The 22,313-nt window shown below is 62.3% G+C and carries 17 protein-coding genes; 9 read left to right on the forward strand and 8 right to left on the reverse strand.

All coding sequences use genetic code 11. The features are described 5' to 3' along the window. Positions 1-38 precede the first annotated feature (38 nt). Positions 39-311, forward strand: coding sequence for a hypothetical protein (locus SU48_RS10400; RefSeq protein ID WP_064015198.1), 273 nt, complete (start codon positions 39-41; stop codon positions 309-311). A gap of 75 nt (positions 312-386) precedes the next feature. Here the strand turns inward: SU48_RS10400 and SU48_RS10405 are convergent, their stop codons facing one another. The 4 genes from SU48_RS10405 to SU48_RS10420 form a co-directional block, all read right to left on the reverse strand. Beyond that, a complete protein-coding gene (locus SU48_RS10405) occupies positions 387-1,331 on the reverse strand; it encodes a hypothetical protein (RefSeq protein WP_064015199.1) in 945 nt (314 codons plus the stop codon). A 130-nt stretch (positions 1,332-1,461) separates the two neighbouring features. Further along, the gene (locus tag SU48_RS10410) at positions 1,462-4,599 is read right to left on the reverse strand and encodes a DEAD/DEAH box helicase (protein ID WP_064015200.1); all 3,138 of its coding nucleotides are present in this window, start codon (positions 4,597-4,599) and stop codon (positions 1,462-1,464) included. Between the two features lie 305 nt (positions 4,600-4,904). Next, positions 4,905-5,375, reverse strand: coding sequence for a hypothetical protein (locus SU48_RS10415; protein ID WP_157451147.1), 471 nt, complete (start codon positions 5,373-5,375; stop codon positions 4,905-4,907). A gap of 195 nt (positions 5,376-5,570) precedes the next feature. Further along, positions 5,571-6,023: a hypothetical protein gene (locus SU48_RS10420; protein ID WP_064015202.1), complete on the reverse strand. Its 453-nt coding sequence runs from the start codon at positions 6,021-6,023 to the stop codon at positions 5,571-5,573. A 180-nt stretch (positions 6,024-6,203) separates the two neighbouring features. Between SU48_RS10420 and SU48_RS10425 the strand changes: the two genes are divergently transcribed. From SU48_RS10425 to treY, 5 genes are all read left to right on the forward strand, one after another. Continuing rightward, positions 6,204-7,178, forward strand: a complete 975-nt coding sequence (locus SU48_RS10425) for an ABC transporter substrate-binding protein (protein WP_064015203.1) — start codon at positions 6,204-6,206, stop codon at positions 7,176-7,178. 154 nt (positions 7,179-7,332) lie between these two features. Beyond that, entirely contained in the window at positions 7,333-8,409 is a 1,077-nt protein-coding gene (locus SU48_RS14390) for a hypothetical protein (protein WP_231881601.1), read from the forward strand. Positions 8,410-8,858: 449 nt separating this feature from the next. Then, a complete protein-coding gene (gene glgX / locus SU48_RS10435) occupies positions 8,859-11,021 on the forward strand; it encodes a glycogen debranching protein GlgX (protein ID WP_231881602.1) in 2,163 nt (720 codons plus the stop codon). Positions 11,022-11,341: 320 nt separating this feature from the next. Continuing rightward, positions 11,342-13,132 carry a malto-oligosyltrehalose trehalohydrolase gene (treZ, locus tag SU48_RS10440; RefSeq protein ID WP_064015996.1) on the forward strand — a complete coding sequence of 597 codons (1,791 nt, stop codon included), beginning with the start codon at positions 11,342-11,344 and terminating at the stop codon, positions 13,130-13,132. Further along, positions 13,129-16,128, forward strand: a complete 3,000-nt coding sequence (gene treY, locus SU48_RS10445; RefSeq protein WP_064015204.1) for a malto-oligosyltrehalose synthase — start codon at positions 13,129-13,131, stop codon at positions 16,126-16,128. The genes treZ and treY overlap by 4 nt, the downstream gene beginning before the upstream one ends. 153 nt (positions 16,129-16,281) lie before the next feature. Here treY and map read toward each other — a convergent pair whose 3' ends face one another. Continuing rightward, positions 16,282-17,025: a type I methionyl aminopeptidase gene (gene map / locus SU48_RS10450; RefSeq protein ID WP_064015205.1), complete on the reverse strand. Its 744-nt coding sequence runs from the start codon at positions 17,023-17,025 to the stop codon at positions 16,282-16,284. A 158-nt stretch (positions 17,026-17,183) separates the two neighbouring features. Between map and SU48_RS10455 the strand changes: the two genes are divergently transcribed. Continuing rightward, positions 17,184-17,870: a Bax inhibitor-1/YccA family protein gene (locus SU48_RS10455; protein ID WP_064015206.1), complete on the forward strand. Its 687-nt coding sequence runs from the start codon at positions 17,184-17,186 to the stop codon at positions 17,868-17,870. Between the two features lie 68 nt (positions 17,871-17,938). Here SU48_RS10455 and SU48_RS10460 read toward each other — a convergent pair whose 3' ends face one another. Then, positions 17,939-19,075, reverse strand: coding sequence for a hypothetical protein (locus SU48_RS10460; RefSeq protein WP_064015207.1), 1,137 nt, complete (start codon positions 19,073-19,075; stop codon positions 17,939-17,941). A 31-nt stretch (positions 19,076-19,106) separates the two neighbouring features. Next, positions 19,107-19,886, reverse strand: a complete 780-nt coding sequence (locus tag SU48_RS10465; RefSeq protein ID WP_064015208.1) for a metallophosphoesterase family protein — start codon at positions 19,884-19,886, stop codon at positions 19,107-19,109. 68 nt (positions 19,887-19,954) lie between these two features. On the opposite strand from SU48_RS10465, the gene dcd reads away from it, so the two are divergent. Beyond that, on the forward strand, positions 19,955-20,515 hold the full coding sequence (gene dcd, locus SU48_RS10470) for a dCTP deaminase (RefSeq protein WP_064015209.1): 561 nt from the start codon (positions 19,955-19,957) through the stop codon (positions 20,513-20,515). A 4-nt stretch (positions 20,516-20,519) separates the two neighbouring features. Continuing rightward, positions 20,520-20,921, forward strand: coding sequence for a DoxX family protein (locus tag SU48_RS10475; protein ID WP_064015210.1), 402 nt, complete (start codon positions 20,520-20,522; stop codon positions 20,919-20,921). A 101-nt stretch (positions 20,922-21,022) separates the two neighbouring features. Here the strand turns inward: SU48_RS10475 and SU48_RS10480 are convergent, their stop codons facing one another. After that, complete coding sequence (locus SU48_RS10480) at positions 21,023-22,222, reverse strand: molybdopterin molybdotransferase MoeA (protein WP_064015211.1); 1,200 nt, start codon at positions 22,220-22,222, stop codon at positions 21,023-21,025. Positions 22,223-22,313 lie beyond the last annotated feature (91 nt).

Consider the following 22,313-nt stretch of genomic DNA (forward strand, 5'->3'; position numbering starts at 1 on the left):
TCACGCAGACGCGGGTGCTGGGGACAGTTTTACTACTCTTGGCGGAAACGAGCCGCACCGTTCCCAGCATTATTGGTGGTCAGCCGACGTTACAGACCACAACTTTGCTGATTTCCCGCGATTCCCGAACCGGTCAAACCCGCTGGAAACGCTATTTGGGCGAACGCTGGAGCATCACGGGTTCGGATGGGCGGAGTGTGGCAGTGCTGCAGGCCATTCCCGGCGGCGAGCGCACCCGCGTGTACGCCTTGTCTGATGGAAAATTGATAGAGAAAACTGAGGTCTACCGGGCTACACCAACCACGCCCTAAATCCTAATTCGGCCTACCAAAAAGAATCCGGCTCCATCCCATATCGGGGCGGAGCCGGATGCTTGACTGCTGTGCTTAGCGGCGGGTGGTGTTGGTGGTCACGGGCACGACGCGGTGCGTGGCGGCGCTGCGGGCACCGAAGATGCTGGCGAGCAGGGTCAGACCAGCGCCCAACAACCAGCCCCATCCAGCGGTGCTGGCGGCGGTGCGGGCGGTGCGTTCGGCGGCGGCGGCCACGTCAGCGGCCTGCTTCTCCAAGCGGTCAACTTCGGTGGTGACGCTGGTGCGAACTTCCTGAGCCTGAGCGTTGCTGAGGCCCTGACGCTCCAAGCGGGTCACGAACTGGTCGCCGGTCAGGGCATTGCGAATGGCGGTCACGCGGGCGGCAGCAAAGTCGGTGATGTTGCCCAGATCCTGTTGGCCGAGGTCGTACTGGGCGCGGCGGAAAATGCCCGTCACGACGTTGCTGGCGGCGTCCACTTGCTCTTCACTCAGGTCGTCGCTGTTCGTGGCGATCAGTTCGCTGATGTCGTCCTCGTTGATGCCGCTGAGGAAGCCGGTGATCCCGCCGCCGTTCTGGGCGACTTCGTTGCCAGCGGCTCCGGCAGCGTTGCCAGCGGCGTTGGCGACATTCCCCACCACGTTGCTGGCGGTGCCGATCAGGCGACTGGCGCTATTCAGGGCGAACAGGGTGGACAGCAAAATCAGCAGACCCGCCGTGACCAGTCCGGTGAGGGTGGCGTCGTCGTGGGTCATGGCGGCGATGCCGTCGCTGTTGCGGGTGGCAGGAGCACTGGCCCGCACGGCGGTGAGGCCCGCCACGTAGGCACCGACGAGCGCGGCAATGGCCGTCCAGATGGCAGCGGCAATGCCCACACCCGACAGCGTGAGGCCGGTGAGGGCGGTGATGACCGTGCCCAAGGCAACGATGGTCAGCGTAGAAACAAGGCCCATTACGAGGCCAGCGAAAACACCGCGCCAACTCAGGCGGTGTGAAAGTGCATCGGCATTCAGCGTCATGCCACAAACGTTAAATGAAACCGATTCCATGTGGCCCGTATCTAAACCCAAACTGTAGGGAAGATTGAGATTTGGTGGGGTTAGATGATAGGCGTGAATGGTCTATTAAAGCCCTGCTTAAGCTTAGGTATCAGCCGAAGTAGCCCAGAAGATCGATGAGCGTGCGGGCATAGTCGTCGGGCTTAATCCCGCGCTTCTCTAGCTTGACACTGGGCGGGAACGTTTGAACTTCGGTACGGTGTGGGTAATTGCGGAGGCCTGCCGCGTCGTAATCCAGCGACTTATAAGCAAAGGTGATCTGAATGTGCGTCATGGTCTCGCCAATGCTGAGTGCACGTTTGGCGAGGGCAGTCATGCGGAGTTTGGAGAGATCGATGAAATTCTGGACTTCGGGGCTGGGTGGGCCGTATTTTTTTCGCAGATCGCGTTCTACACGGCTCACGGCTTGCAGGGTGCGGGCTTCACTCAGGCGGCCATACGCGGCAATCCGGGCTTCGTCGTCGGGCTGCCCTTCCGGCGTGGCAAAGTATTCAGGCGACAGGCGGGCGTTGATGGGCAAATCGATAGACACGCTGGCGGGCGCTTTGGTCTTTTCCCCTTTCAGGCGGGCCACTGCTTCGGCCAGCATTTCGGTGTACACGTCGATGCTCACGGCCTGCACATGCCCGTGCTGCTCCTCGCCCAGAATGTTGCCCACGCCGCGAATTTCCATGTCTTTTTCGGCCAGCAGGTGCCCCGATCCGAGGTCTTGCAAGTCGGCAATGGCCCACAAGCGGCGTTGCGCGTTTTCGGTCATGCGCGGCGGATAGAACAGGTAGGCGTAGGCAGTCTGGGCACGGCGTCCCACCCGGCCCCGGAGCTGATAAAGCTGCGCGAGGCCGAGGCGGTCACTGCGCTCGATCAGGATCGTGTTGGCTTCTGGAATGTCCAGCCCGGTTTCGACGATGGTGGTGGACACCAACACATCGAACGCGCCCTGTTCGAAGCCCATCATGATTTCTTCCAATTCCTCTTCGTTCATGCGCCCGTGTGCTACGCCAATTCGCGCTTCGGGAATCAGGTTCCGCAGATACAGGCTGCGTGCGCCGATAGAGGCGATGCGGTCATGGATGTAGAAGACTTTGCCGCCGCGCTCGATTTCCGAGAGGATGGCGTCGCGCACGGTGACCGGATCGAAGGGCGCGAGGATGGTCTGGATAGGTTTGCGGCCCTTGGGCGGGGTCTGGATGCTGCTCATGTCGCGCAGACCCACCATGCTCATGTACAGCGTGCGCGGAATGGGCGTGGCCGAGAGCGCCAGCGTATCTACCGCCTTCGTTCCCTCCGGAATGTCCAGCTTGCCGTCTTTGGTGTCAGGCATCCCGCGCAGGGCACGCAGTTTTTCCTTCTGACTCACGCCGAAGCGGTGTTCCTCGTCCACGATGATCAGGCCCAAATCTTTGAACTGAATATCGGCGCTGAGCAGGCGGTGCGTGCCGATGATGATGTCCACTTTGCCCTGTGCCAACTCGGCCAGAATCGCTTTGGCCTGCTTGTCGCCCGTGAAGCGTGACAGGCCTTCCACCCGCACGGGCAGGCTCTTGAAGCGTTCTACGAACGTGGACGTGTGCTGCTCGGCCAGCAACGTGGTGGGCACCAAGATCGCCACCTGTTTGCCGTGCCCGATGACGCGGTGGGCGGCCCGCAGCGCCACCTCGGTTTTGCCGAAACCCACGTCGCCGGAGATCAGGCGGTCTGCGGGGTTGGCGGCCTCCAGATCGCGCATCGTCTCTTTCAGCGACGTCTTCTGATCGGCGGTGAGTTCAAACTTGAAGTTGGCCTCCACCATCGAATCCCACTCGGGCTGCGGCGGAAAGCTGTTGCCGGGAGTCACTTGGCGGGCCGCGTACTGCACCAGCAGTTTTCCGGCCACTTCCTCGGCATTCTTACGTGCCCGCTCTTTGGCCCGCGCCCAATCCTTTTTGTCGAAACTGCTCAACACGGGCGGGTCGTCAGTGGTACCGGGATGCCGCCGCAGCACGGGCAATTGCTCTATCGGAACGCTGAGGCGTGCGCCTGCGCGGTACTCCAGATTCAGGTAATCGCGGGTGACGCCCAGCACCGTGCGCGTTTCCAGCCCCTGAAACTGCCCGATGCCGTGTTCGGGGTGAATCAGGTAATCGCCCACATGCAGGCCTAGCGCGTCGGTGACGGGTTTGCCGTTCAGCCGCTTGCCGCGCAGCGCACTGCCGCCCTGAAAGCCGTAGATCAGGTCTTCGGTGAGAACGACGGTGCGGTGTTCGGGAATGACGAAGCCGCCCTCGCCCGCCGCCCGCAGGAAGCCGAGGCCGCCTTCGGGAACGCGGGGAATGCTGAGCCACGGAATCTCATGCGTATTCAGCAATTTGTCGGCCAGATACGCCGCCGTGCGGTCATGGCGCACCAGAATCAGGACTCGGTAACCCGCACCGCGCCACTCGGTAATGTCACGCTCTAGGTCACTCAGGCGGGCACGGTAAAACGGCAGCACCACCAGATCAAGGTTGAAATCGGTCAGTTCCAACGGGGCACGGCCAAACGAAGTCACTTCCCGTTCGCGTAGGCGCGTCCACAACACGTCGGTGAGGGGGCCAAGTGAGGAAGCATAGAACTCCGGGGCGTCCAAGAAGACCCGCCCCGGCAAGAGTTCCAGCCGGGTGGCGTCCCATTTCACATCGGTCAGGTAGTCGGCGGTGGGTTCCAGCACAAACTCTTTGATCTTGTCACCCGTCATCTCGCCGGGAACCAGTTGGCGCAAGGTGTCCAGCTCGTCGCCAAAGAATTCGGCCCGAATCCAGACGGCTTCGGCGTCGGCGGGCACGCCTGCACCGGGTTCCAGACGCAGTTCTACCGTGTCGCCGCGCAACTGGTAGCCGGGTTCTTCATCGCGTTCGTAGCCGAGGCGTTCTAGGCGGGCCAGCAACTCTTCACGCGGATAAGTGTTGCCCACGCGCAGGCTGAGGGCATGGTCTTCGGGGCGGGCGGGAAACAAGTCCAGCGCCGTGTTTACGTCCAGCACTACATGTTGGTGCCGGGTGTCCCAGTCGCGCAAACCGGGATTGACCGTTACGGGTGCGCCCAGCACGCCCGCCGAACCGTAGAGGGCCGCCCGGTCTGGAGTGGTGAGCAGGACGGCGGGGCCAGCGTGGGCCGAAAACAGCGCCGCCCGCGCCACTTGCGGCAGCAACACGAGATTGCCCACCGGGGCAGCGGGCAGGAGTTTGGCAAGATTAGGAGCGGCAACCGTCACAAGCAGATTGTAGGCGGAGAGGCGGGAAGGGAGGGGAAGCAAAATGACCTATGAAGGCGGGGAGGCGGGGATCAACCCGAATCAGACCAGAAGGCCAACGGAAACAAAGTCGGCCTTCTGGCGGCGGTGAGTTGTGGCGTAATTGTGGCTTATACGGACTCCGCTCCATTCCGCCACAATCGGAGAAGCACCGCTTGCAGCTCCACAATGCGTAGCCCGTACTCTTTCCTACTCGCTCTGCTTCGCAGCTTTGCAAGTCTGCTCGGATTGAATCCTAAAAGTGCAGGACTCAATCGGACTCCTTATCAGTTGAAGCCCAGCAGCGCGGCGGTACACGTTGGCGCGGCGCAGGTCTTCATGGTAATCCTGACTCGGTAGGAACCTGCATCGCCCCACCACGACGCCACAGGCACGGCATTTTCGGCCATGTCGGACACCAGCACCCAGCCGGATGCGTCCATCACTTCCAGGTTCAGGTCGCTGCACTCGCTGTTGCAGATGGCTTGCACCATCGTCTCACCGCTCACGACATCGACTTGGCGCTCTATCTGCTGGCCCGCTGCCAAATAAAACACTTGCGGCGTCATCATGGCCGAATAGCCGAAGTTGCGCGTCAGGGTGGCCTGTTGGCTGTACACGCGGTGCAGGTCGCTGGGCAGCGCATCGGCCCGAACCGCTCCGGCCATCATCAGTGCCAGAGGAACACCCCACCAGAGTTTCCGAGCCAAGTTGCCGCGCCGATCTTTGGGTGAGTGCTGCTGTTGTGACTGCTGCATAACTTTTCCCCCTTGCTTGGGCCGAAGCACCGAACCACTGAATGACCGGATGACGGTGGGCCGCTGTGGTGCCGTCCTTCCTGTCTGAGACGCACTGTAAGCAGACCCACGTGACCGCCCGGTGACCGAAACGTGACCGCTGACTTGAGAGGCTGTGTTGGGGGGCCGCCCCCGCAGACAGCCCCTAGCCCAAGCTCAGCGTTTGAGGTAGATAAGCACGGCGGTGCAGGGATCCCAGTCGCAACTTTCCATGTTGAGCTTGACGGTGTAGCGTCCTTGCGGAAAATAACCGCTGACACGCGGCACAGAATCGTCCAGAAAGTCCGAATCCACTAGGCGTCCGTTCCAATCACGGATCACCAAATCGACATCGTCGCAATCGGTGTCACAAGTGGCCTTGAACAAATATTCGCCGCCATCCAGGGTGAGCGTCACTGTCTCGCTGTCGGAGGTATCCATATAGAACACGTCCGGCTCAAAAATCTCGTAGTACTGTGCAGAGTTCCGCACCAAGCTCTGATACAGGCCATAGAGGCTGCTAGGCACCACGTCGGCCTGCACGCTTCCCCCCACCATCAACACCAGAGACACGCCCAACATCACCCGCTTGCCTGCTGCCACCAACCGCTCCTGCCATGACTGCTGCATACCTTCCCCCCTTGTTTGGGTCGAATGACCGGGAAACGGTGGGCCGCTCTGGTGTCGTCTTCCCTGTCTGGAACGCACTTTAAGCAGGGGTGCATGACCCTCCAGTGACCATGCCATGACCGGTAACTCAGGGCCGACTAGTTTACAAACTTACTCAACTTATCTGCTATTCTGTATGGCATGAAGCTTGCACTCCTTTCCCTCCTGACCCTCTCGCTGACTGCTCAGGCAGGCGCACAACAGGCCAAAGAACTGCGCGTGGGCGTGTTTCCCAACGTGACGCACGCCGCCGGACTGGTCGCCGTGCAGCGGGGCCTCTTTCAGAAGGAATTGGGCGGCGGCGTAAAACTGGTGGTGCGCGAATTTGCCAACGGTTCCCAAATTAACGAGGCGTTTGCAGCGGGCGCGATTGACGCCGCTTACGTCGGCCCCGGCCCCGCCATGAACGCCTTTATGCGCGGCGTGCCCATTCAGGTGGTGGCAGGCGCGGCCAACGCCGGAGCCGTGCTGGTGGGGCGCGGCGACCTTGCTTGGAAGGGCGTGAAGAGCCTGAGCGGCAAAAAAGTGGCGGTGCCCACACGCGGCAGCACGCAGGACATCAGCCTGCGCCACCTGCTGCACCAGAACGGCCTGAAAGCCACCGACGAGGGCGGTAACGTGACCATCGTGCCCATCGACCCGGCCAACATGCCCGCCGCTTTTGCCGCCAAGCAGGTCGACGCCGCGCTGGTGCAGGAACCTTGGGGCGCAGTGATGGAAACGCAGGGCGCGAAACTCATCGCCAACGAAAAAGCCATCTGGGAAGGTGGCAACTACACCACCACCGTGCTGGTCGTGAACACCAAGTACGCCGCGCAGAACCCCGAAACGGTCAAGGATCTGCTGCGGGGCCACCTCGCCGCCATCAATTTCATTAAGGGCAGCAACGCGGGCGCACAAAAAGCCGTGGCCGAGCAGATCTATACCTTCACGGGCAAGCGCCCCAACACCGCCGAACTGTTCAAGGCTCTGGCCCGCACCCGCGTGACGTGGGACATCAACCTGAAAACGCTGGCTGAATACGCGCAACTGAACAAGGAAGCAGGCTTTGCGCGGGACGTGCCGGATCTGAACAAGTTCGTAGATTTGAGCCTGATCCGGGGATTGGCGAAGTAAGGAGTGTGAGCGTGGATCGTAGAGTGTAGAACGTGGTAAACAGCTCTAAACCTGCGCTGCTGACGCTTGAAGTAAGCGAGCCACCAGCCAAGTTGTTGCCCTGACTACGATCCACGTTCCACACTCCACTCCCCATTCCCGGTATGCTGGCCGGATGACGGGGCCAAAGAAGGGATCTCGGGGACGCGCCCCAAAACGCAATGTGGCACAGGGGCGAGGCGGGGCAACCCGCGAAAACACCGCCCCTGTCCGCGAGCGCACCACTGCACGCGGCAGTGAAATCAGCAGCGCCGGAAGCGGCAAAAGTACCAGCACGGGCAGAGCAGGAAGCGCCCGCGCTGGGGCTTCACGCTTCGGCGCAAAAAGCAGTGTTTCTAAAGCAGGTTCCCCCAGAACGGGGACGGCTCAGGACAGACCCAAAGGGCGGCCTTCCCAAACAGAGGCCCGCTCGGATTCAGGGCGACCCGATTCGGGCAGACCCAGCACAAGCTCTGGCCGCACGGACATCGTGAAAGTGGGGCCAGCCAGATCAGGGGGCAAAGCCAAAGCTGGGGCCAAAGCAGGCGCGGAGAAGTCGGGCGCACGGCCTTCTAAATTGGGGTCTACCAAAACGGGCACCAAGTCGGGCTGGGTGCGGCCCACAGGCACCAGACCCGGCGGGGCCAAGTCCGGCGGAATGCGGGGCGGAGCGGGGAGCCGTGACCCGGATGACCGCGCCACCGATTCACGCAGCGGCGACGAACGGCCTGCTGACCGCGCCCCCACCGGACGCACGGGCGGAGGCTTCACCAAGACGCAAGGCCGCCGCCCCGCCCCCCGGATCAACGGCAAAAAGGCGCTGCCAGAGCTGAAGCGGGTGCAACTCGACGCGCCAGACCCCAGCAAGACTTTTAAAGACCGCGACGGAGAACTGCTGACCTTTGCCGACAGCAACCTCAAGCGCGTGGCCGCCCAAATCCTGACCGACAAGAACAAGGCGTGGCGCTACCGTCCGTTTGCTTTCCCCCTGTTCACCGAGCGCGGCGGCGAGCAGTCGTTCTACTTCGATTTCTACATCTACGACGCCGAAGACAGCGTGATCCGGCTGCTGCTGGTGGTGCCCTTCGAGTCACGCGAAGTGTGGGACAAGGTAGGCCGCTTCAAGCGCCAGTACCCCATGTACACCTACGAACTCTGGACACCCGAAAAGCTGGCCCGCCTGATGGGGCCACGCGGGAATCTAGGCTTCTAGAGCAGTTCTCCGAATTACGCCACCGGAAAAGGGACTTTCGGTGTCTCCATTCTCCGTCCTGCTCGGTAAAATTCGCTCGCTTCGCTCGGTCATTATTATGACAAATGCTATAGACACCACCCACTCTCAATTCAGAGCCGCCGGGGAAAGACTGCTCGGCGGCGAATTTTTTTGTGCTGCTCAGGAAAAGCAATCATCAACATCCTCCGTCTTGAAAACCGCACGGCATCTAGGCAGGTTCCTGAGATGTTCTTGAACATTCTGGCCTTCTGTAAGGTCGCCCAATGAGAACAAAAAGTCTTTCTGGTACCGTTTCCAACAGAGTGCGCGGTGGTCTTGTACCGACAAGGCAGGCCACCGTTTCCTCATGACCCGTGAACACTATTTCGCAAGTTCCCTGTGACACCATCTCCGGGCGTAAGCCATCGCCCGGAAAAGAGAGCCAAACTATGACCGCACCTTCAACAACACCCGTACCCGATCAGGCCGCCTCCTCTGCCGCCCTGCCCAAAATTCGCCCCGGCAAACCGTATCCACTCGGAGCCACTTGGGACGGCAAAGGCACCAATTTCGCCCTGTACTCCGAAAACGCTACGGCAGTCGAACTGTGTTTGTTTGACGAAGCAGGGAACGAAACCCGGATTCCCGTGACCGAGCAGACGGCCTTCGTATGGCACGGCTACTTGCCCAGCGTGAACCCCGGCCAACGCTACGGCTACCGTGTTCACGGCGAATACGTGCCCGAGGAAGGCCTGCGTTTTAATCCGAACGTGGTGCTGCTCGACCCCTACGCCAAAGCGCTGGACGGCACCGAACGCTTTGCAGAGGGCGTGTTCGGCTATGTTCCGGGCGGCACCGACGACGTGATGCAGACGCAAGAGCAGCGCGGCGCACCGCTGGGCATCGTCGTCGATCCGGGCTTCAACTGGGTAGGCGACGCCAAGCCCAACGTGCCCTTTCACCAGTCGGTGATTTACGAGGCGCATGTGAAAGGCCTGACTATGACCCACCCCGACGTGCCCGAAGCCCTGCGCGGTACCTATGCAGGCGTCGCCACCGAACCCGTGATTCAGTACCTCAAAGATTTGGGCATCACGGCCATCGAGTTTCTGCCTGTGCATCAGCATTTGGATGACCCCTTCCTCTTGGACAAGGGCCTGACCAACTACTGGGGCTACTCCACCCTCAGCTTCTTCGCGCCTGATGTGCGCTACTCGGCGGCGGCGCAGCGGGGCGACCCAGCCGGGGCCGTGCCCGAATTCAAGAACATGGTGCGGGCCTTGCACGCCGCCGGAATAGAAGTGATTCTGGACGTGGTGTACAACCACACCGCCGAGGGCAACCACATGGGGCCGACGCTGAGTTTCAAGGGGATCGACAACCCCACCTATTACCGTCTGGTGGCCGAGAATCCGCGCTTCTACTTCGATTACACCGGCACGGGCAACAGCCTGAACGTGCGCCACCCCCAAACCTTGCAACTGATCATGGACAGCCTGCGCTATTGGGTCACCGACATGCACGTGGACGGCTTCCGCTTCGACCTCGCCAGTACGCTGGCACGCGGCCTGCACGAAGTCGATCAGCTCTCCGGTTTTTTTACCATCATCCACCAAGACCCGATCATCGGTCAGGTCAAACTGATTGCCGAGCCTTGGGATGTGGGCGAGGGCGGCTATCAGGTGGGCAACTTCCCAGTCAACTGGGCCGAGTGGAACGGCATTTACCGCGACGATATGCGGGCTTTCTGGCAGGGCGAGGGCGGACTGGCCCGCGATATCGGCTACCGCCTGACCGGAAGCAGCGACCTGTACCAGAACGACGGGCGCAAGCCCTATGCCAGCATCAACTTCGTGACCGCCCACGACGGTTTTACCCTGCGCGACACGGTGACCTATAACCAGAAGCACAACGATGCCAACGGTGAAGGCAACCAAGACGGCCACAACGACAACAAGAGCTGGAATTGCGGCGTAGAGGGCGAAACCGACGATGAGGTGGTGAACACCCTGCGCCGCCAGCAACAGCGCAACTTGCTCGCCACCCTGCTGCTCTGTCAGGGCACGCCCATGATTCTGGGCGGCGACGAACTCGGGCGCACGCAAGGCGGCAACAACAACGCCTACTGCCAAGACAACGAAATCAGTTGGTACGACTGGGCCAACATCGACGAAGAACTCTTGGCCTTTACGCGCAAACTGATCGCGCTCCGCAAGGCGCACCCGGCCCTGCACCGCCGCAAGTTTTTCAGCGGACGCACCATTCGCGGCGAAGACGTGAGCGACATCGTGTGGCTGCGCTTCGACGGCCAGCAGATGAGCGACGAAGACTGGTACAACCCCCAGACCCAATCGCTGGGCATGTTCCTCGACGGCGACGGGCTGGACGATGTAGACGCCGAAGGCAACCCCCTGCGCGACGACGATTTGCTGCTGCTGCTGTCGGGCACCTACATCGACTTGCCCTTCAAGCTGCCTGAATTGGACAGTTGCGGCCAGTGGGAATTGATGCTGGACACCACCGACGACCATGCGGCGGAAACCGTGAAGGCAGGGGAGGAAACGACCCTCAAGGGCCGCAGTGTGAAGCTCTACCGTTGTCAACGCGCTTAACGCTAAGCCAAATAGGGACAGGCCGCCGGGTGTGGGCCTGTCCCTATTTTTGCTGTGTTTCCGGGAACATCGGTTTGGCTGTGGTCAAGCTGCTCGCCTAAATCTCAAAAGCGGCAAGCCGACTTTACCTTGTTCTCACTGTTGTCAGGCGCTTGGTTCCTACGCTAGTTCGTCGCCCGCTCACGCCGGGTCTTTTCGGTTGGATCAATTCGGTTGGCGTGAGGCGGGCTTGCTCTAGCCCAAGGAGATCCACCATGACCATCACTGATCCTATCCACCCCGATTCAGCCACCAATTCTGACTCGAATCTGAACGCACCCATGAACGGCCAACTGCCCGAAACCGCCGCCCACGCTTCCCGGCTCGGCGCACACCCTCTTCCCGGCGGCGGCACACGCTTCCGGGTCTGGACGACCACGGCCAAACAAGTGGAAGTGCGCGTAGACGGCCAAATCTACCCGATGCAGGCGCTGGACGGCCAGTATTTCGAAACCGAATTGCCTGTCGGTGTCGGCTCCCGCTACATCTTCTTGCTGGACGGTGTGCCCCGACCCGACCCCTACGCCCAATTTTTGCCCGATGGCGTTCACGGGGAAGCCGAAGTGGTGAACGTGGAAGAGCACGAGTGGGTGAATACGAACTGGCGCGGCCTGAAGTTGGAAGATTGCGTGTTTTACGAACTGCACGTGGGCACGTTTACCCCCGAAGGCACTTACCGCGCCGCACAGGAGCGCCTGCCGTACCTTGCCGAACTGGGCGTGACGGCCATAGAACTGATGCCCATTGCCGCCTTTCCCGGCGAGCGCGGCTGGGGGTATGACGGCGTGGCCCTGTATTCGCCCTACGCACCATATGGGCGGCCCGAAGACTTGAAGACCTTTATAGATGCCGCGCACGGGCTGGGGCTGGCGGTCATTTTGGACGTGGTATACAACCATTTCGGGCCGGACGGGGCTTATTTGGCCGCCTACGCCCCCACCTACTTCACCGAGCGGTTTTCCAGCCCTTGGGGAGCCGGGCTGGATTACGCCGAAGCCCACATGCGCCGCTACATCACCGGAAATGCCCGCATGTGGCTGCGCGATTATCACTTCGACGGCCTGAGGCTGGACGCCACACAAGCTATGCAGGACGACTCCGAAGTGCATATTTTGCAGGAGTTGGCGCAGGAGGTGCACAAGCTGGGCGGCACGCACCTGCTGTTGGCCGAGGACTACCGCAATTTGCCGGAACTCGTCACCGACTATCACCTCGACGGCATCTGGGTGGACGACTTTCACCATGAAGTGCGTGTGACGCTCACGGGCGATCAGGACGGCTATTACTCGGCCTACCGGGGCGGGGCGGCGGCGTTGGCGAACGTCATCAACCGGGGGTGGGTGTACGAGGGACAGTACTGGGCCGAGGAAAACAAGCCGCGCGGCAAGAAGGCCGACGCCCTCGACGCTCCCAACTTCGTGTACTTCATTCAGAACCACGATCAGGTGGGCAACCGCGCCATCGGAGACCGGGTGCATCACCTTGACCGCGTGTCGGACGCCGCTTTCCGGGGAGCCTCTATGCTGCTGCTCACGCTGCCCATGACGCCGCTGCTGTTTCAGGGGCAAGAGTGGGCGTCCAGTGCGCCGTTTCCGTTTTTCAGCGACCATCACGGGGAACTGGGCGCGGCGGTGTCGGAAGGCCGCAAGCGCGAGTTTGGCACCTTCGAGTCGTTTTCCAGTCAAGAGATTCTTGACCCACAGGCCGAAGACACCTACCTGAAAGCCAAGTTGAACTGGCACGAGGCGGAGGAAGGCGAACATGCCCGCACGCTGGCCCTCTCCCGCGATCTGCTGTGGCTGCGGCGAGAAGACCCGGTGCTGCGTCAGCGTTCGCGCCGAAACGTTGGGGCTGGACATGCGGGCGATGTGGTCTGGGTGCGCCACCACACCGACGCCGGGGAACGCCTGCTGCTCTGGAACACGGGCCGGGAAGAAGTGGAGTTGGCGACGCTGAATCTGAACCTGCCTGATCTGAACCTGCCTGCCGAAGTGATCCGCCACAGCGAGGGGCGCAGCAAGTTCGCGGCCTTGCTGCCGGGCGAAGCCGTGCTTCTGGGCGGGCCAGCATGACCTACACCCTGACTGAGCCAGCCCTGATTGAAGCTGACGTCCAAGAGTCCCACACCACACCGCCCACCGCCCACATCCCCACGTCTACCTACCGCCTGCAACTGCACCCCGGCTTCACGTTCGCGGCGGCGCGGCGGGTGCTGCCCTACCTCGCCCGCCTCGGCATCACCGACCTGTACCTGTCGCCCGTGTGGACAAGTGCCCCCGGCAGCACGCACGGCTACGACGTGACCGACCACGCCAGCATCAACCCGGAACTGGGCAGCGAGGCGGGCCTGCGCAAGCTGTCGGCGGCGGCGCGGGCGCTCGGTATGGGCGTGGTGGTGGACTTCGTGCCCAACCACATGGGCATTCAGGGCGGCCACAACCGCTACTGGGAAGATGTGTTGGCGCACGGGCAGGCCAGCCGTTACGCGCACTTTTTCGATATTTCTTGGTCTCCCCTAAAACGGGCGTTGGAGGGCAAAGTGCTGCTGCCTGTGCTGGGCGACGCTTACGGGCGCGTGCTGGAACGCCGGGAGCTGAAACTGGAGCGTGACGGCGGGCGCTTTTCGTTCCGGTATTACGAGCGACGCCTGCCCATGTCGCCGCGCAGCTTGGCCGCCCTGCTGGAGCGCGTGACCGAGCATTTGCCCGCGCAAACCGCCCCCGCCATTCGCGGCGAACTGGCGAGTATTGCCCGCAGCGTGTCCAACCTGCCGCGCTCTACCGACGCCGCCCTGACCGATGAAGACCGGGTGGGCCGCGCCCAAGAAGTGGAAGTGATGGAACGGCGACTGGCCGCGCTGGCCGAAGCGTCGGGCACCGTGCGGAAGGTACTGGACGCCGCCGTGCAGGAAGTGAACGCCGACCCGGAGCGCTTAGACCGGCTGATGCAGGAGCAGAACTACCGCCTCGCCAATTGGCGCGTGGCCTCCGAGCAGATCAATTACCGCCGTTTCTTCGACATCAACGACCTCGCGGCGCTGAGGATGGAAGACGCCCGCGTGTTCGACTGGGCACACGCCAAGCTGTTCGAACTGATTGCAGACGGCGTATTTACCGGAGTGCGGCTCGATCACACCGATGGGTTGTTCGACCCGGCGGGCTACTTCCGGGCGCTCCAGACGGGGGCGGCGCGGGCGCTGGGCGTATCAGAAGCAGAATCGACGTTGCCTCTGTCCAACTTACAGCCTGAGCAAAAAACCCATGCTCAGGCTTCCAGTCTCCCAGAGGCATTCCGGCACCCACTCGCTCCGCTCGGCCCCGGTAGGGCAGGTGTTTTGCCGCTGTACGTGGTGGCCGAAAAAATCTTGGAACCCGGCGAGCGCCTGCCCGAAGCGTGGGCGGTTCACGGCACCAGCGGCTACGACTTTTTGGCCCAACTGAACGGTGTTTTTGTGGAAGGAGCCAACGCCGAGGAACTGACGGCCATCTACCGCCGCTTCACGGGAGACCGCGACTCTTACGGCGAGCACCTGTACCGGGGCAAACACCTAATTCAGCGCGTGTCGTTGGCCGGAGAAGTGAACGTGCTGACCGAGCATTTGGCGGCGCTGGCCGAAGCCGACTTGCGGTACCGCGACTTTACGCTGAGTGCCCTGCGTGACGCCATTCGGGAAGTCATCGCCAGTTTTCCGGTGTACCGCACCTATGTGCGGGCGGGCGGCGAGCGCGAACCCGGCGACAATGCCAAAATTGACCACGCCATCCGCGACGCCAAAGCGCACACCCGGCAGGGCGGCGGGGCGGTGGATGCCAGCGTGTTCGACTTCCTGAAAGCCGTACTGACGCTGGACGCACCCGACCAGCCTACGCGGGAGGACTACGCCGACTTTGCCCTGCGCTTTCAGCAACTCACTGGCCCGGTCACGGCCAAGGGGGCCGAGGATACCGCCTTCTACCGCTACCCGCGCCTGCTGTCACTGAACGAGGTGGGCGGCGACCCGGCGCTGTTTGGCACGCCGCCCAAGTCCTTTCATGCCGCCGCCAAAGACCGGGCCGAACACTGGCCCGCCGCGATGCTGGCCCTCAGCACCCACGACACCAAACGCGGCGAAGACACCCGCGCCCGCATCAGCGTGATTTCCGAAATGCCGCAGACGTGGGCCGCGCACCTCAGCGAGTGGTCACCGCTGCTCAGGACGCTGGAAACAGACCTTGATCTGGGCCGCGCCCCCAACGCGCCCGACACCTACACGCTGCTGCAAACCGTGCTGGGAGCCTATCCGCTGGACGGCAACCTGAGCGACTTCCCAGACCGCTTGGTGGCCTACCTGCAAAAATCGGCGCGGGAAGCCAAGCTGCGAACTAGTTGGGCCAGCCCGAACGAAGATTACGAGGCGGCGCTGGAAAGCATGGTGCGCGGCCTGTTGGCGAACGAACGCTACACCGAACGGCTCCGCGAACTGCACGCCCGCATCAGCCCGTATGGAGCGCAAAACGGCCTGAGCGCCGCACTGGTACGCCTGACCGCTCCCGGCGTGCCCGACACTTATCAGGGGGCAGAAGGCTGGAACCAAAGTTTGGTAGACCCCGACAACCGCCGCCCGGTGGATTACGCCCGCTTGGGCAAATTGCTGGGGCGAATAGAAAAGCGGCACGGCTCGGACGGCCTGAAACTGGCGTCGGAGTTGCTGGAGAACTACGCAGATGGCGGCGTGAAACTGCTGGTCACGTGGGCCGGGTTGCAGGCCAGAACCCAGCACCCTGAGCTGTTTCAACACGGCACTTACCGCCCGATAGAAGCCGGGAAATACCTGCTTGCCTTTGCGCGGGAGTCGGTGGATAAGGCGCGAGTGGCCGTCACCGTCGCCCCCCGCCTAAGCCTCAGCCTGACCCGCGAGAAAACGCCTTGGGCGGTGGGAGAAGTCTGGGGCAACCGCCAGCTTTCGATGCCCCGCCCCGGCACCTACGACAACCTGCTGACCGGGCAAACCGTGCGTGTACGCGGCGATAAAGTAGCGCTAGGCAAAGTGCTGGAAGATTTTCCGTTGGCGTTGTTGGTACGGCGCTGAGCGGGATTCAGATTGAAAGCGCCAGAGTTGGCGCTGCAATCCGAGCGGAACGAGTAGGAAAAGTGCGGATTCCAGAATGGAGTTAGCTGTTGACGCTTTTCCAAGAGCTGACGCAGTGGCCGGAATCCGTATGGTCGCGCAAGCACAGAGCGATCAGGCCGTCAGAATCAGCGGCTGACCCTTGGTGATCATCACGGTATGTTCGAAGTGGGCGGCCAACCCGCCATCCGTGGTACTCAGCGTCCAGCCGTCGCGCAAGGTGCGGACGCGGCGTGAGCGCCCGGTGGACACCATCGGTTCCACGGCGATCACTAGGCCCTCGTGCAGCTTCATTCTGTCTTGCGGACGGTAATAGTTGGGCACGTTTGGTTCCTCGTGAATGGCGCGGCCCACCCCATGCCCGAACAGTTCCCGCAGCACGGTAAAGCCCCGGCGCTTGACCTCCTGTTCCACCGCCTGACCGATGGCATGCACGGGCCGCCCCGCTGTGGCCGCCGCCATTCCCGCCTGAAACGCCGCCTCGGTGCATTCGATCAGGCGCATGACCACGGGCGAGGCAGGCGGCACCGCCACCGTGACCGCAGCATCGGCAAAGTAGCCGTCTACAAACGGCGTGACATCGATGCTGACCACGTCGCCAGCCGCCAGCGGGCGCTGTGTCGGTAGCCCATGCACAATGTCGTCGTTGACGCTGATGAACACGTTGACGGGGGCGTTGTAGGTCAGGCGTGGGGCGGATTTGGCCCCATGCTGCCGGAACACCTGACCCGCGAGGGCGTCGAGTTCGGCGGGGGTCACACCGGGGCAGATGGCCGCCTTCAGTGTCCGGAGCGTCTCAGCCACGACGCGGCCTGCTCGCTGCATTCCCTGCAACTCAGCTTCGGTCTTGATCGTCATGCCTGACTGTAGCCTACTGGCCCTTTGGGGCGACGGCTGAGGTGCCTGTACCCCGAACCTTCCCGCCCCAAATGCAAGGACAAACTGCCCGGTCAGACTCAAGGCTGCTTCACGCATTTTGGGAACTTTTCTAGACTAAAAGCCGTATCTTAAGGCGTATGCAATCCTATCCCACTACCAAACTTCAAACGGAAAATGTTGTCCGAACCTTTATGGCCAGGACGTACTCGTGGATGACTGCCGGATTGGCGCTGACCGCCGGAGTCGCCTATTTTACGGCCCAGAACGAAACGCTGGCGATGCAGGTCATGGGCCTGCGCCTGCCGCTGATGCTGGCGCAACTGGCCCTCGTGTTCGTGCTGGCAGGCCTCGTTCAGCGCATGAGCAGCGCCCTCGCTGGTGTGCTGTTCATGGTATACGCCGTCCTCACCGGCCTGACTTTCAGTGCCCTTTTGTTCGCCTATAGCCCCGCCGCCGTCATCAGTGCCTTTGCCACCACCGCCGGAACTTTCGCCGTCATGAGCATCATCGGCTTCACCATCAAGCGTGACCTGAGTGCCATGGGCCGCTTCTTCCTGTTCGCCATCATCGGCCTGTTCATTGCCATGATCGTGAATCTGTTCTTCGCCAGCGGTACCCTGACCCTGATCATCAGCGTGGTAGGCGTGTTGCTGTTCGCGGGCCTCACCGCCTACGACACGCAAATGCTCCGCAACATGGCCCTCAGCGGCGTCACGGGCGAAATGGCTGAGCGTGCTGCCATCAACGGGGCACTCTCCTTGTACCTCAACTTCATCAATATGTTTCTCTTCATCCTGCGCCTCACGGGTGGCAGCCGCGACTAACCCCTAGCCTAGCAACCAAAAACGCCCCGGCCAATGCTGGGGCGTTTTTCTTTGGGCAGAGCAATCGTTTAGCGGTAGAACTCGCGGTAGTACGCCCCCTGTGCGTTCGCTTCGGCCTTCAGGCTGGCAAACGGCAGCACTGCGGTTTCGGCACACGCTCCTACTACATGTGGCAAACTCGTCGGCGTGAGGTTCAGGCCCGCTGGCGTGAGGTGAAAGGTAAATTCGCTGCCCCGCTCGCGCAGGACGTCGCGGCATTCGGTGTCCACTTCGGCGGGCAAGTTTGCCAGATACAGCGCCTTTTGACGGGCATCAGTCAACTTGGGCCAGATGGCAGACAAGGGCACGGCGCGGCCTGTAGCGCGGTCTAAGATCACGCCGACAGTGAAATTATCGGGATGAGCGCCGCCGCAGTAGTACCCGGCATCTTCGCGCAGGCTGACCAACTTGGCCGACGTGTACGTGATGGCCGCGTTCAGATCGTACCCTTCGGCCATGTCGCTGCTGCCCAACATAGATTTGCAGTCCAGCGCACTGACGGCGTGCCCCAGTTGTTGGTCTTGTAGGGCGGCACTGAGAGCCAGACTTGCCCCCGCCACACGCGGATAAACCACGCCCGACAGCGGCTCTCGCACCGTTTTGCCGCCCGCCTGAGCCGCCCACGCCCGGTTCAGTTTCAGGAAAGCCAGTGGGTCAGCAGTTCTCAGTTTCAGCAAGCCGGGGGAAGTGGGAAGTTTCAGCGGCATACCCATGACATTCAGGGTGGAAAGACGCACGGGCAGCTTGCCTGAGCCGTTGGCTTTGGCCCAAGTGCCCGTAAATCCAACCCCATTGCGGTTCAGCGTCAGACAGCCTGTAACCAAGCGGCCATTCATGGGGCCGCTCCAGACTTCTTCCTGCAAAATCAGGCTCTGACCGCTGCGAAACGGGGTCAGTTCTATGTTGACGCCCCGGCGCTCGTAGTAATACCGCGCTTCGCCGCCCACGCCGTCTGCCCCCGCGCCCAGTTGCAGCACCACCGGCAAGGTACCCACCGTTCCCCGGTAGATGGCACCCGCCTTGATGGTGGCTGCCGCCCACGCCGGAGCGCCCGCCACGCCGCCACACTCCTGCAAGTCCGCGTCTTGGGCCGCCGCGCCGGAAGCCAAGCCTGCACAGAGCAGGAAGGCCAGAGATCGGCAGCGCTTCATAGGCAAGAGTTTCATTAGACCCAGCCTAGCGCCTGTCGTTTGCCCGTCAACGCCCCTCCCCCACTCCGCGCCCATCGAAGGTGGCGTTGCGGAGCATCCCGCCTACGAAAGCCCCGAACGGGGAACGGGTTTCGGCCCAGCGCACAGCGGCATCTATGTCGTAGGGCACGGCGCAGAACTCCACTGACCACGCTCCGGCCCGCCTCTCCAGCAGTGTCCAACGGGCGCGGGGATCGCCGTCGACCTGATCGCTGACGGCTCCTGCATTGACTAGCAACGTGTCGCCCACACGGGTTGCGCCGGGGCGGTGGGTGTGGCCGCAGATCACCACGCCGGCCCCCAAAGGTTCCAGTTGCGCCCGCACTTGCCGGGGGTCACGCGAGCGGTAAAAGCCCCGGCCACTTTGACCGTGCGGGCCTTCTCCCTCGTGCTGCCATTCCCAGAGCAGGCTGTGCCACGCGCTGTCGGGCGTGCCGTGACAGGCCAGCAGTTCTCCGTCTAAGGCGCGGGCGGTCAGAGGTAAAGCGGCCAAGCGTGCCAAAGCCGGGGCGGCCACTTGCCCGCTCAGCCACTCGCCAAAGGAGCGCGACAGGGCCGAGCGGCGTCCATCCGGCCAGAGTTTTTCTTCGTTGTTGCCGCGTACTTCCAGTGCCCCGGCAGAGGCGAGTTCTGCTTGCATCGCCCCTGCCCGCGCCGGGTCTGCCACGCCCTCCACCTGATCGCCCAGATTGAGGATCAGGTCAGGACTTGCCCGCCGAAGCTGCTCTAGCACGGCATCCAGCGCGAACGCATTGCCATGCACATCCGAAATGACTGCCACACGCACCCGCACAGCCTAGCCCGGCAGATGGCGGCTCGGAGCCTTGTTGTCTGTCACCCGCTACCATGACGGCCATGAGCATTCTTCCCGACTGGCGCATCCGGCAACTGGCCCTAGAGGGCATGATCACGCCCTTTGAAGACCGCCTGATCCGCACTTCAGACAACGCGCAGGTCATCAGTTACGGCCTGAGTAGCTTTGGCTATGACCTACGCTGCGCCGACGAATGGAAAGTATTTACCAACGTACATAGCGCCTTGGTAGACCCCAAAAACTTTGATGACAGATCGTTCGTCGATATTCAAGCCGATGAAATTATCATTCCGCCTAATAGCTTTGTGTTGGCAAGGTCGTTGGAATACATGAAAATTCCAGACAACGTAATGGTTGTGGCGCTGGGAAAATCGACTTACGCGCGGTGCGGCATAGTCGCCAACGTGACTCCTTTAGAACCTGGCTGGGAAGGCCATGTCACGCTGGAGTTTAGCAATACCACGCCCCTTCCCGCCAAGATGTACGCCAACGAAGGCTGTGTTCAGCTCCTCTTCTTTGAAGGCGAGCGCCCCGAAGTCACGTATGGAGACCGCAAAGGCAAATATCAGGGCCAAACAGGTGTGACCCTGCCGCGTCTTTAATTCCATGCCATCTCTGTACAAGCAATCTCAGCCTAAGCTCACGCCTGATCTGCTGTTCTTGGCCGCCCTGTTTACATTTGCAGGCGTTATGCATTTTGTCCGGCCCGAACCCTTCGATTCCATCGTGCCAAGTTGGGTGCCGATGCCTGCGCGGACAGCCACCCTGCTCAGCGGGGCCGCCGAAATCGCGGGCGGGCTGGGGTTGCTGCACCCGGCCACGCGCCCCGCCGCCCGCTTGGGCCTGTTGGCGCTATTACTGGCGGTGTTTCCGGCCAATCTGAATATGGCCGTGAACGCCGAACGGTACCGCCCGTTGCCGGAATGGGCGCTGTGGCTGAGGCTGCCGTTGCAACCGTTATTGATGTGGCTGGTCTGGCGGGCAGGACAGGGTAAAAAAGTCGGTTAGCAGCCTACTGCCCAAACGCCAGATCCCACGCAGTGTTCCAGCCTTGATCAAAGCGTCAACGCTACGGCCACCACGCTTTTCCCACTGACCACTCACAGAAGTCACAGCAACACCACGTCCACAGCCTCGCCCACCGCCACACCGCCGCCTTCCGGCACCACCACCAACGCTCCGGCTTCACTCAGCGAGCGCAACACGCCGCTGCCTTGTTTGCCGTAGTCATGCACCTCGCCGCCCACGATATTGGCCCGCCAGAACGCCATTTTGTCGGGGATGCCGCGAAAGGGTGTGGCCGCCCGCAGCCGCAGCGTCTGCACAGGCTGTCCGGTCAGGGCGGGACGCACGATGACGTGAAACACCACGAGGCTGCTGACCGGATTTCCCGGCAAGCCGAACACCGGAAGGCCGTTCCAGCCGCCCAGCAACGCGGGGCCACCGGGCCGCATCCTCACTTTCCAGAACGAGACGCGGCCCTGACCGATGAGTAAGTCGCGCATAAAGTCGTATTTGCCCATGCTGACGCCGCCGCTGGTGAGCAGCAGGTCTGCGCCGCCGATGCCGTCTATGGCGGCCTGAAGCGCAGCCGGACTGTCGGGCGCGTGGCCGAGCGGCGACACTTCGCAGCCGGAGTCGTGCAGCATGGCACTCAGGCCGATGCTGTTGCTGTCGTAGACCTGACCGGGCAGCAGCGGCAAGCCGGGTTCAATCACCTCATCTCCGGTAGACAGCAGCGCCACACGCAGTTTGCGGCGCACCGGAATACGGGCGTGACCCAGCGCGGCGGCCAACGCCACACGCGGCGCAGTCAGGAGCAATCCGGCGGGCATCACCTTTTCCCCGGCGCGGAAATCGCCGCCTTCTGGCCGCACGTCGGCGGGGCTGGCGGGACGCTGAACAAGAACAGCGTCTGGGCCGTCGTCTAGTAGTTGCTCTACGGGCGCAATCGCGTCGGCTCCGGCGGGCATGGGCGCACCCGTATAGATTCGGATGCACTGGCCGGGGCTGACCTCTCCGGCAAAAGGCACTCCGGCGCGGCTTTCCCCGGTGACTTGCAGGCGCGTGGGCGTGGACTGGGTGGCCGTCAGCGTGTCGGCGGCGCGGCAGGCGATTCCGTCCAGCGCACTCTCGGTGGCGCTGGGATGACTGACCAACGCGGCCAAAGGCTCGGCCAGCGTGCGCCCGTGCGCCTGCCCCACCCCCACCCATTCGGTTTCGGGCGGCGGAAGCAGGGCAGCCAGCATCCGGCGGGCTTCGTCCACACTGACGAACATAGGAAATTCTGGCGGGCGGGCGGCAGTCATGCGGGCAGGATAGCGGGCCGGATTCTTAGAGGCGGTTTTTGAAGGCATTGGGCTGCAATTTCTCACGGTTCGGCCATACGCAGCCCTGTGC

This window comes from Deinococcus puniceus (assembly GCF_001644565.1).
Taxonomy (GTDB): Bacteria; Deinococcota; Deinococci; order Deinococcales; family Deinococcaceae; genus Deinococcus; species Deinococcus puniceus.